Here is an 11,096-nt window from a genome sequence, read left to right on the forward strand (position 1 = left end):
AGAGCTTGTTTCACTTTCCATCCATCTACCAGTTCTTGGACTCAATTTTTTCGCTGCAGGAACATCCGCTTCACTTCATCCGTGAGCCGGTGTTCCACCGCTTGAAGCTTGTCCATCGGGAAATAAATGTAATGATTTCCACGGCGAATGCCGCTGATGGAACGCACGATGTCCGATTTTTTGGACAATTCCATCACTTGGTCATGACCATCCCACAGCAATATGTGCTGCTGCGTCGGTTCGTCTCCCGAGCGATACACATCATACGGATTATCCGAAGGTGAATCGAACATAATGTCGTAGTCCGGATTCAAGCCTGCCGCATGCCATTCACGGCACAGCCATTCAGCATTCAACTCATCCACTTCAATATACTTGTACAGTTTACGCTCGATGAATCGCTGACACAAGTCGGCGAGAAGCTCATCCGGTTCATTTATCCATTGCATAAAGGCAGTCTGTACAAAAGCCTCATCCAACTGCACATACTGTGTGGTTGTCAACGTCCCTTCAAACAGCGCATCAAGCGGCTCCAAAAAATAGCGGAATGAGTAGCCCTGCAAATAAAGCTCCTTGGCCCGCTTGAAAATGTGCCTCAGCACCATTTCCGAACTGCGTGTAACGGGGTGAAAATAAACCTGCCAATACATTTCATATCGTGAGAGCAAGTAATGCTCTACCGCATGCATACCGCTTTCCTTCACGACGATCCGATCTTTATATGGACGTACGAGCCGCAGTATACGGTCAATATCAAAAGTGCCGTAATTGACACCAGTAAAATAGGCGTCCCGAAGCAAATAATCCATACGATCCGCATCAAGCGGACCAGACACCAAATTGACGACAATCGGATAAGCATACGTCTTGCGAATGACCGCAGCTACCTGCTCTGGCAATGCCGGATCAATTCGCTGCAGCACCTGGTGGATTTCAGAATCTTCCAATATAATACGGCATGTCCAATCTTCGTGGAACATGCCGAACGCCTCTTCAATGGAATGGGAAAACGGCCCGTGCCCTACATCATGGAGCAAGGCGGCACATAGCGCGACGAGCCGTTGTTCCTGTGGCCAATCCTCATAGCCATTGCGTTCGAATTGGGAAATGATGCGGCGTGTGATTTCATATACACCGAGTGAGTGGGAAAATCGGCTATGCTCTGCCCCGTGAAACGTCAAGTATGACGTACCGAGCTGGCGAATGCGGCGCAGCCGCTGAAATTCTTTCGTATTAATGAGATCCCAGATCGTGCGATCCTGAACATGCACGTAATTGTGAACCGGGTCTTTAAATACCTTTTCTTCTTTTAACATGGGACTTCACTCCCCTCTGAGCATATTTAAACAGCTTGCAAAGATTATTAGAGGTTTGCATTATTAGTTTATTCGACATCGTTTTTAAAATCGATGATGTTGTCGAAAAGGTTTTGTTTATTCGCGTTTCCCTTTATTTCCTAACAAAAAACACCATCTAAGTGCAAATGTGAGTAGTAAATCGTAAAAAATAGTTAAATTTCAGTTAAAAAAATGCTAAAAACCATAAATTAGCACGATATCTACGAATTTTACAGGTTGACTAATTTGGGAATGGTTGGTACGATAATAAACAGCCAAATTAGAAATTTGTCGAATTGTGACTTATTATGTAATTAAAGAGGAGAGCGTTAAACTATGATGAAGTCCACTGGTATCGTTCGTAAAGTTGATGAACTGGGTCGTGTCGTCATTCCAATCGAGCTTCGCCGCACCCTTGGAATCGGTGAAAAAGATGCGCTGGAAATTTACGTGGATGGAGAGCGCATCATGCTGAAAAAATATGAGCCTGCATGCATCTTCTGCGGCAATGCTGAAAACGTTACATACTTTAAAGGAAAAATTGTTTGTCACGAATGTATTTCGGAAATTCCTCAACCTGTGACAAAATAAGAAAAATAGTATATAATAGCACTAATCACACATGTTAATTCTAACCTTTTTCATATCTTCCTTGATGCCCTCATGGTTATTGAACCCAACCATGAGGGTCTTTTTTTTGTTGTGGGGCGCGGGTTTCACGCCCTTTCAGCACTTCATCATGCCCGCTTCTCTCCAATGATTACGTTGGCGACAGGATGAAGTTACCACAACCTTCTTCGCTCCATTCACTCCTGCCCACTCATTTTTTTTATAAAATTTGTTCTATTCAGCATTTATTTTATTTCTAATCATCTTGTCTTTCCTTTTCCATTTGCAACAAAGCTTGATAAATATCCCGTCTCGAGACGCCGCGATCTTTGGCAGCCAGCTTCATCGCATCTTTACGGGAAATATGTTGCTCCCTTTCGTAATGCGCTACGTGCTCTTCTTCACTTAGTGGCTGCCACCAAGCCTGGCTGGCCTCCGCTGCAGCTGTCTCGTCTTCGCTTGCCCCTTCAACCACGAGGCAGCACTCGCCAAGCGGCGGATGCTCCAGTACGTAAGCAAGACATTCATTTACATTGCCACGGACGAAGTGCTCATAGCGCTTCGTTAACTCACGGGCCAGCGTCATGCGTCGGTTCGCACCGAACGTATTCACGATACGTTCAAGTGTCTTTGCGACGCGGTGCGGCGACTCATAGAAGAGAAGCGTGCCAGCCTCTGCTGTAAGTGACGCCAGCATCAACTCGGCGCGTTTCCTATCGCGGGGCAGAAAGCCTGCGAACGTGAACCGTTCGGTCGGCAGCCCCGATGCGATGAGCGCTGAGAGTGCGGCGTTGGGGCCGGGAATCGGAATGACGGGAAGCTCGGCTTCTATCGTCATCCGGACCAGATCGGCTCCCGGGTCGGAGATGGCTGGCAGACCGGCGTCGCTCACGAGGGCGATACGCTTCCCTTCCTGCATGATCCGCACCAGCTCCGGGCCGCTGGCCTGCTTATTATGCTCATGGTAGCTGTACAACGTCTTCCCGTGAATCTCAAAATGGCTGAGGAGCTTTCGCGTCTCGCGCGTATCCTCCGCGGCAATAATATCCGCTTCTGTCAGCGTCCGTACGGCACGGTACGTCATATCCTCCAGATTGCCGATCGGCGTTCCGACTAAATAGAGCGCTCCACTTCTGTCGGAGGCGTCTTGATAACTATATTGTTCCGTTATGTTCATGTTATCCATCCTTCAACTGCGATGCTTGGTCATAATAAATGTCCATTAATTCCTCACAGTACTCATTTCCTTCATTATATACGATTAGCGGCGGCAGCAACCGCACATCCGGCTTCCCGTCCCGAGCCGCTTCGATTAGCACCATATTGGCTTCCGTGCCTACTCGCGGGTGAACAAAGCGAATTCGCTTCGGTTCAAGCCGATACTGCCGCATGAGCGCCATCATGTCCGTCAAGCGGGAAGGCCTATGCACCATCGCCATTTTTCCGCCCGTCCTTAGCAACCTCGAGCATGTGCGGATAACATCTTCCAACGTACATGCCACTTCGTAGCGGGCCAGCGCCTGATGCTTATTCACCTTCGTATCACCCGTCTGAATCGGCATGTATGGCGGATTGACGGTCACGAGCTCGTAATACGGACGTTCCGGCCGCGGCTGAAACGTTTTTAAATCGCCTGCCATTATCGTCACCCGCTCCTGCAATCCATTCAGTTGCACACTGCGGCTTGCCATCTCGGCTAATCGCGGTTGAATTTCTAAGCCGTCGATGTCCGCTTTGGTCCGTGTCGATAGCAACAGTGGAACTACACCGTTGCCCGTACACAAATCCATAATCCGCCCGCGTGCCGGAACAGTCGCAAACCGTGCCAGCAGCACGGCATCCATGGAGAAGCTAAACACTTCGGAGCTTTGAATGATTTTCAGCTCATGTGTCAGTAAATCATCAATCCGTTCCGAAGGCTGAAGCTTCACCGTCTCGCTCATTTTTTTCATAACTCCCCTACCTTTACCTGCATCCATACTTTGGCCAGTCGGCCCACCCCTTTAGATATGAAGAAGCCGTAGGCGGGGGAACTTATCCGTTCCCGCTCACCTACGGCCGCGGTTATTTATTTAGGAAGGACAGACAGAACAAACAATCGCCTTCCGTCCGCAAATGTCCATAATACACGTTGCAAATGTGAAACCCTTCATGGTACAGCCGCGCTAAATTGTCGTAACCTTCGCCAACCACATTTTCCTTGGCCTCGCTAAAAAGATCAGGATCGTCGGCTGCGGGTACTGACTCCCCCTCTGCTTCCGGCAAGGCTTCCAAATGTTCATGGTGTTCGTGGTGCAGCACTTTGCGCAATTGCTGATTCTCCATCCACAAGCGTTGATTCTCTTCCAGCAGTTCTTTGACGACGAGTTTCAGCACACCAAGCTCTTGATGAAGGTCTCCCATATGCGTTTCCAATTCATGAATCTGCGCAAAAATGTCTTTCTTCTCCAAGTTCCCACCCCAGAGCGTGAAAAAGTCCGCCACATTATTTTACAACAACGTCGTCAAAAGGAAGCTCTTTGACTTTACTTATCTCAGCCAGCTGAACATGCACCTTTCGCTCGCCAGCATTGATGCCGACAACTTTGCCTTCTCCGTACGACGTGACAACCCATTTTCCTACCGTCGGAAGTTCTTCCTTGGCGCTTTCGTAATTGTCATGCTCGTACTTCAGACAGCACATCAAACGACCGCACAAACCGGATATTTTGGTAGGATTCAACGATAAGTTCTGGTCTTTTGCCATTTTTATAGATACCGGTTCAAAATCACCTAACCATGAGGAGCAGCATAATACCCGTCCGCATGGGCCGATACCGCCCAGCATCTTCGCTTCATCCCGTACCCCGATTTGTCGAAGTTCAATCCGAGTGCGGAATACGCTGGCCAAATCCTTTACCAGCTCACGAAAATCTACGCGGCCTTCTGCCGTAAAGTAAAAGATAATTTTGTTCCGGTCAAACGTATACTCTACATCCACCAGCTTCATCTTTAATTGATGAGCCCGTATCTTCTCAATACAGGTGGTAAAGGCATCCTTAGCTGCTTGACGATTCGATTCCACCAAAGAAGCATCTGCTTCATTGGCGATACGAATTACCTTCTTTAAGGGAAGCACTACATCGTTCTCGCCGACGATCTTCGGACCGATGACGACTTTGCCGTACTCGATGCCGCGCGCCGTTTCGACGATCACATGCTGGTCCCTCTGGACCGGCCACTCGACCGGGTCGAAATAATAAATTTTGCCCGCTCTTTTAAAACGGACGCCGACTACATTATACAATCAAGTACCTCCTTGCATCCCAACCAGAAACTGCTCGAACGCAAGCTGCGAACTTACATTGGCGCGTACCCGCTTCTGCGCCTCTGTCGCCGCATCCATGCACCGAATCCACCCTTCAGCCGATTTCGTCCAGGCCAACTTGCCTATCGCATCAAGCTGATCTCGAAAGACGAGGCTGTCCTGCCGGTTGTATTGGTAGTTCAACATATCTCGAAACCAGAGATGGAACAAACGAAACAGCATGTCCGCATGCTCTGCAAGCTCGGTCTTGAACACCTTCTGCTGTGCCATAAGAAGCGCGGAAGACAATCGCGTTCCGCACTCCTTTCCTAATTGTAACATTACGTTTCTTAGTTCTGCAAACCAATTCTGTTGGCACAGCTGTATGCCAGCATCCAATCCGTTCACGACGTGAACGGCGGCGCGCGCTAACGCAGCCGGACATCCTTGTTTTATCAATTCGCTGCAGATTATTTGCGGATCTTGCGGGGTAAAAGGTACCCCTTGCGAACGGGACTGAATGGTAGGGAGCATAGCTTGACCATTTTCTGTAATAAGAATCGCAGTAATCGGACTCGTCGGCTCCTCCAAAAATTTAAGCAGGCTGTTGGCCGCTTGCACAGTCATACTCTCCGCCTGCTCTATAATATACACCTTGCGCCCAGCCGCATGGGTGCGATAAGAGAACTCTCGCTGAAGCTCTCTAATTTGGTCGATTTTAATACTCTGACCTTCGGGTGAGATCACTTGCACATCTGGATGATTGCCATGCTCGATTTTCCGGCAAGACAGGCATTCATCGCAAGCATCATCCTGCAGCCGTTCGCAGAACAGTGCTTTCGTAAACGTAAAAGCCGCCCCAAGCTTCCCCGTACCTTTCGGACCGCTGAACAAATATGCATGTGAGACCTTACCCGAACGCAGACCATTCTGCAATATTTTTTTAGCTCGTTCTTGCCCTAATATGTGTTCAAACGACATCGCCTTGTAATCCTTCCTATCAATAAGTGTTCAAAAGGGGACTTTTTGAACTACCTCTATAAAAACATATGTTGGATATTCAGATTCAGTAGCATAAATTGATCAGCATGCCACGGATTTCTCCGACTTTTTGCAAGAGCTCTATTTTGCCCTGCTCGGTCTCCAACAATTCCTCCGCTAATGCAATCAACGCTTCATCAATTTCATCCACGAGTTTATACCGTTTGTTCCGTCCCCGGCGATCCCAGCCGCGCGCGTCGCGGATCTTCATCCCCTGACGAACCGTATCTTCCAAGAACCGCTTCACCAACGTCCGATACTGGCGCAACTCTCTTACTGTCATCGACTTGGCGAGACGCTCACCTTGCCGGTAAATATCCTGCAGCCGCTGCTGCAGCTCCTCACCGCTGGAGCGCTCATGGCTATGATGCATCATGTCTGCGAACGATTTGTGCTGAATCGGCTTGGTTAGAGATTCGCCCATGCGGACGTCTTGACCTAGTGGACGATATCCGGGATTGATTTTCACTTCATATCACCTGCAATCAATGGTCTAGAATTGCTCAAATCGTTCAACCGGCAATACGAACACAGTCGCTCCGCCAACCTGCACCTCTACAGGCAAAGGCATATACGAATCCGTCGTGCCGCTAAGTGGTGTTACTGGCGTTACCAATTGATCTCTTACTTTACAGTTGTTGCGGATGACATTCAGGACGGCACCAACTTGATCATCATCGACACCGATCATGAACGTCGTATTGCCCGCTCGCAAAAATCCACCTGTACTCGCCAGCTTTGTTGCACGAAAGTTCGCTTTGACTAATGCACCGGAAAGACGATTGCTATCTTTGTCCTGTACGATGGCTACAATCATTTTCATGCCTGTCATCCTCCTTATAGTTCGTGTTCAAAAAGGCCGCTTTTCAGCATCGACCGAATCAATTCTTGAAATACTTCGTGATCAAAAGGGGGCTTTTTGAACAACCTCTTATAATTCAATTCAAGTAGTGATTGTTTATTCCTACTTACTTACACGTTCGTACCATGAAATCCTGCGTTCGTTCATATAAAATGTCGAACATTTGGCTCATAATGCACTCACTCGACTGATTGGCGTCGATGCGGACGATGCGCTCTTCATGAAGCTCAGCCAATTGAACATATCCTTCGCGCACCGCTTGATGAAATGCAAGCTGCTCTTGATCGAGCCGATTGAATTCACGCGTATGGTTCGCCGCAATTCGACCAAGTCCGATCTCTGGCTCGATATCGAGCCAGAACGTCACGTCCGGCATCGTGTCATGAATGGCAAAACGGTTAATTTCCCACACCGCTTCCATGCCTAAGCCGCGCGCATGTCCCTGATAAGCAAGACTGCTGTCTACGAAGCGATCGCATAATACGACAGCTCCCTTCTCTAGTGCTGGAATTACCTTCTCGACCAGATGCTGGCGTCGGGCTGCCGCATACAGCAGCGCTTCCGTGCGCGCATCCATCGTCGTATGAGACGGGTCAAGAATAATATGGCGAATCTGTTCCGCAATCGGAATGCCTCCGGGTTCACGGGTTACGACCACATCAAGTCCGCGGGTATTAAGGTACTCCGTGAGCTGCTGTATCGCGGTCGTCTTTCCCGCGCCCTCCCCACCTTCAAGTGTAATGAACCAGCCAGGACGTTGTCTATCTGTCATCTCAGTTCCCCTTTTCCCATCTGATCCTTCGTTACATATACTTTAATCGTCTGCAAGCTGTAATCTTCTGCATCGTGACACTTTGCCCCAGCTGCAGCAAGCTTCGCCAGCTCATTCACAGACGCTGCTGTGATGGTTTCACCACGATATAGGAGCGGAATGCCTGGCGGATACGGGATAACGGCTTCTGCAGCCACCATGCCATCCGCCTCTTGCAGCAGAACTTGCCGCGTGGTGCCGACATTGGCTTCATAGATAGAAAAAGGAACCGGCTCAGAATGAGGCCGAGACGACGTTAAGCTTCCAATTGACTGGGTGATCGCCTGTGTACCAGTACCATCATATGAAGGTTTATTACCCATTGACACCGCGATCGATTGCAATGCCTCAATTAAGCGCCTCGCATCCTGCAGCGTGCTGCCCAGCGTGAATACGAATACGACGTGTCGAAGGTCAGCCATCTCAGCGACACAGCCGTATTCCGCAAGCTTTTCAAGGAGGTCGTATCCGCTAATGCAATCGTCTTTTTCCCGAATAACCACTTTCATTGGATCCAGATTGTCAAAGGCCGAAAAATCGTTGCTTCCGCATGGTTCGCTCTGTTCAACTGATACGTAAGGCTCTTGCTTGACCAGCAGTTCGAACCTCGGCAGCTGATGCATCTGTTCGCGCAGCCACATTGCGGCTGCCAGCCCTTGCTCAAAGGCTTGCGCCCCCTTAACGTCAATCCATTGGCGGCTAACGTCTAACGAAGCCATTAGCGGATAGGAGGGGCTCGAACTCTGCAGCATTGTCAGCAGTTGCTTCAACCGCTTCCTTGCAACGTAAGGCCCTTGCACATGCAGCATGGCGCTCATCGTCATGCCACTCAGCATCTTATGCGTAGATTGCACGACACCGTCTGTCCCCATCGCTAAGGCCGATTCGGGAAAGGACGGATGCAGTCCATAATGGGCCCCATGGGCTTCATCCACGATGAGTGGTATCCCATGTCGGTGTGCCGCCTGAGCAAACGGCCGCAAATCGATGCCCATGCCGTAGTAATTCGGATTGGTCAAGAATACAGCCTTCGCCTCAGGGTATTCTTGCAAAGCCCCCGCTAAGACATCAATATGTGGTGCGGTAGCCAAGCCGCTGACCTTATCTATCCTTGGAGTAAGAAATACGGCCCGCGCCCCGGCCATCATTAAGGCGTGGAGGACCGATTTGTGCACATTCCGCTGTACAAGAATGAGATCCCCCGGTTGACTGCAGCAGCTCATAAGAAGCGCCATATTACCTACCGTGCTTCCTCCTACAAGAAAATGCGTTTCTTCAGCGCCGAAGCAATGAGCCGCTAACTGCTGAGCCTCTGCAATGACCCCCATCGGATGGTGGAGATCATCCGTCCCTTCAATTTCAGTTACATCGATAGCTAACAGCTGTGCCATACGATGCAGCAGTTCCTGTTGCTCCCCCACGGTTTCTTGCACAGCTTGCTTATACACCGCCCCGTTTTTGTGTCCGGGAACATGGAACGAGGTGCGTTTCTCACTTATATAATGAAGTAAAGCCTCCGCTAAGGGGGCCCTAACGTCAAAAAGTCGATTTTCAGATTGTTGTTCACTTCGGTTCATGCCGATATGCCCCTTTACGTGTGCCATTCTAACTTGCCTGTACTTTAAGTGCGTGTTCAAAAAGACCACTTTTCAGCACCGAGAAGTACAAGTTTTCGCAGTAAAACTACATCGGAAGCAAGCTCTTCAAAAATAAATGCAAGATTCGATGTCGAAATACTACCAGATGATCTTCGTGATGAGAAAACCTCTATCGAGGTCTTAATGGTCAAAAGGGGACTTTTTGAACAACCTCTTTAATTGTAGCTTATATTAAGCTTAGCTTCATCCTTTATCCTAACCAAATAGCAAAAAAGAGCCCAGTAGTTGAGCTCTCATCCTATGACCTTATGCATTAATGTGCACCCACAAACGTTTTAAACGATGAATGAAAAAAGAATATTTTTTGTCCTGCACATCGGTCTTGACCATCTCCTGCTCACAGGAGGTACAAATGAACTGATTGACGACCGTAATGCCGTCATTCGTCGCTTCACCACACACAATGCAGTGTGTCTCCTGACTTTCCATGGCAATCCCACCTTTGGACGTTTTATAGCTAGTATGCCCCATACTCTATGGATTTATACCAGTTTCATAGTTGCTTTCATAACTTTTTTAATGAGTGTGACCTAATATGCTGAGTATTCCCCTTTACTTGACCTAATTTCATGCGAGAAACACTATCATTGTTCGTGACATGACGGTGTTGCCGTCGGTTCTACAAGTAAGTTTATGAGCAAACGACTGTATTGGTGTCTGTACGTTCTATGCGTATATGCAGCGTATGTGTCCTTTTTCTATGGACAGTATATCCCTTTGCTTTTTCACAGCTATTCTACATTTTCATAGACAATATTCCGATATATAACCTATTCCTCAAGATGACGAAAGGGATGAAACGTACGATGACCTTATTAAACAATGATCGAACCTTTTATCATTATCAACTCTTGAAAAAGGTCAGGTTTGTTCGCGCTTTTTCAACTTGTTATCTCTTACTGGCCGCGATATCACTCTTAGCGGCAATATATATGAGCGGTGTGATCGGCATTGCATATGTAGTTACTTCATGGATTGTTATCGGATGGGTTCATTACGTTACTGGAAGATCTGTCTTCGTCATTGACCGTTATTCGTATAAAGGAAGATGGACGTGGAGATGGCGAATGCCATGGATAGGCTTTCTGCCGCAAGAACAGCAATTTATTAGTCATCGGTATTGGTCAAAAATATTGTGGCACACCACTTTTATTACGTTCATCGTCATCGGTATCCTCAGTCCTTGGCTTCCTATGGGGCTCACACTGCAACTCGTGTTTTGGCATTTATGGTTAATGGTCCCCCGCATATTCGGTACCTTATCTGCTCTTGCCGAAGGAAAAAATGGCTTAGTAAAGCTGAATGAGTCCGATCTTTCTGTATATAAAGCGTAACAAGTTAAGGCACCCGGTTCCGGGTGTTTTTTTACCTTCTATATTCTCACCTAAAAAACATATATAAACAAAAAAAGCCCACCAATGAGAATCATCAGTGGGCTTTGTCTGCTTGGCAACGTCCTACTCTCCCGGGACCCTGCGGTCCAAGTACCATC

At 48.2% G+C, this 11,096-nt stretch carries 13 protein-coding genes; 2 read left to right on the forward strand and 11 right to left on the reverse strand.

From position 1 onward, the window contains the following. Positions 1 to 41: 41 nt before the first annotated feature. Positions 42 to 1,316, reverse strand: coding sequence for an HD domain-containing protein (locus tag LQV63_RS24170; RefSeq protein WP_019420272.1), 1,275 nt, complete (start codon positions 1,314 to 1,316; stop codon positions 42 to 44). 357 nt (positions 1,317 to 1,673) lie between these two features. Between LQV63_RS24170 and LQV63_RS24175 the strand changes: the two genes are divergently transcribed. Further along, the gene (locus LQV63_RS24175; protein ID WP_005545514.1) at positions 1,674 to 1,928 is read left to right on the forward strand and encodes an AbrB/MazE/SpoVT family DNA-binding domain-containing protein; all 255 of its coding nucleotides are present in this window, start codon (positions 1,674 to 1,676) and stop codon (positions 1,926 to 1,928) included. A gap of 274 nt (positions 1,929 to 2,202) precedes the next feature. Here the strand turns inward: LQV63_RS24175 and rsmI are convergent, their stop codons facing one another. The 10 genes from rsmI to LQV63_RS24225 form a co-directional block, all read right to left on the reverse strand. Beyond that, complete coding sequence (gene rsmI, locus LQV63_RS24180; protein ID WP_019420271.1) at positions 2,203 to 3,123, reverse strand: 16S rRNA (cytidine(1402)-2'-O)-methyltransferase; 921 nt, start codon at positions 3,121 to 3,123, stop codon at positions 2,203 to 2,205. 1 nt (position 3,124) lies between these two features. Then, positions 3,125 to 3,889: a tRNA1(Val) (adenine(37)-N6)-methyltransferase gene (locus tag LQV63_RS24185; protein ID WP_407672962.1), complete on the reverse strand. Its 765-nt coding sequence runs from the start codon at positions 3,887 to 3,889 to the stop codon at positions 3,125 to 3,127. A gap of 121 nt (positions 3,890 to 4,010) precedes the next feature. Next, on the reverse strand, positions 4,011 to 4,397 hold the full coding sequence (locus tag LQV63_RS24190; protein WP_233698603.1) for an initiation-control protein YabA: 387 nt from the start codon (positions 4,395 to 4,397) through the stop codon (positions 4,011 to 4,013). Positions 4,398 to 4,431: 34 nt separating this feature from the next. Then, positions 4,432 to 5,232 (reverse strand): PSP1 domain-containing protein, encoded by an 801-nt coding sequence (locus LQV63_RS24195; protein ID WP_019420268.1) that lies wholly within the window; start codon positions 5,230 to 5,232, stop codon positions 4,432 to 4,434. After that, positions 5,233 to 6,213, reverse strand: coding sequence for a DNA polymerase III subunit delta' (gene holB, locus LQV63_RS24200; protein WP_233698604.1), 981 nt, complete (start codon positions 6,211 to 6,213; stop codon positions 5,233 to 5,235). Positions 6,214 to 6,298: 85 nt separating this feature from the next. Further along, entirely contained in the window at positions 6,299 to 6,742 is a 444-nt protein-coding gene (locus tag LQV63_RS24205) for a YaaR family protein (RefSeq protein ID WP_233698605.1), read from the reverse strand. A gap of 24 nt (positions 6,743 to 6,766) precedes the next feature. After that, entirely contained in the window at positions 6,767 to 7,096 is a 330-nt protein-coding gene (locus tag LQV63_RS24210) for a cyclic-di-AMP receptor (RefSeq protein WP_019420265.1), read from the reverse strand. Between the two features lie 145 nt (positions 7,097 to 7,241). After that, positions 7,242 to 7,907 carry a dTMP kinase gene (tmk, locus tag LQV63_RS24215; RefSeq protein WP_019420264.1) on the reverse strand — a complete coding sequence of 222 codons (666 nt, stop codon included), beginning with the start codon at positions 7,905 to 7,907 and terminating at the stop codon, positions 7,242 to 7,244. Further along, on the reverse strand, positions 7,904 to 9,523 hold the full coding sequence (locus LQV63_RS24220) for an aminotransferase class I/II-fold pyridoxal phosphate-dependent enzyme (RefSeq protein ID WP_233698606.1): 1,620 nt from the start codon (positions 9,521 to 9,523) through the stop codon (positions 7,904 to 7,906). Before LQV63_RS24220 ends, tmk begins: the two co-directional genes overlap by 4 nt. A 327-nt stretch (positions 9,524 to 9,850) precedes the next feature. Continuing rightward, positions 9,851 to 10,033 (reverse strand): sigma factor G inhibitor Gin, encoded by a 183-nt coding sequence (locus LQV63_RS24225; RefSeq protein WP_233698607.1) that lies wholly within the window; start codon positions 10,031 to 10,033, stop codon positions 9,851 to 9,853. 365 nt (positions 10,034 to 10,398) lie between these two features. Here LQV63_RS24225 and LQV63_RS24230 point away from each other — a divergent pair, with 365 nt between their 5' ends. Next, positions 10,399 to 10,938, forward strand: a complete 540-nt coding sequence (locus LQV63_RS24230) for a hypothetical protein (protein ID WP_233698608.1) — start codon at positions 10,399 to 10,401, stop codon at positions 10,936 to 10,938. Positions 10,939 to 11,096 lie beyond the last annotated feature (158 nt).

It is taken from the genome of Paenibacillus profundus, from assembly GCF_021369635.1.
Classification (GTDB): domain Bacteria; phylum Bacillota; class Bacilli; order Paenibacillales; family Paenibacillaceae; genus Paenibacillus_B; species Paenibacillus_B profundus.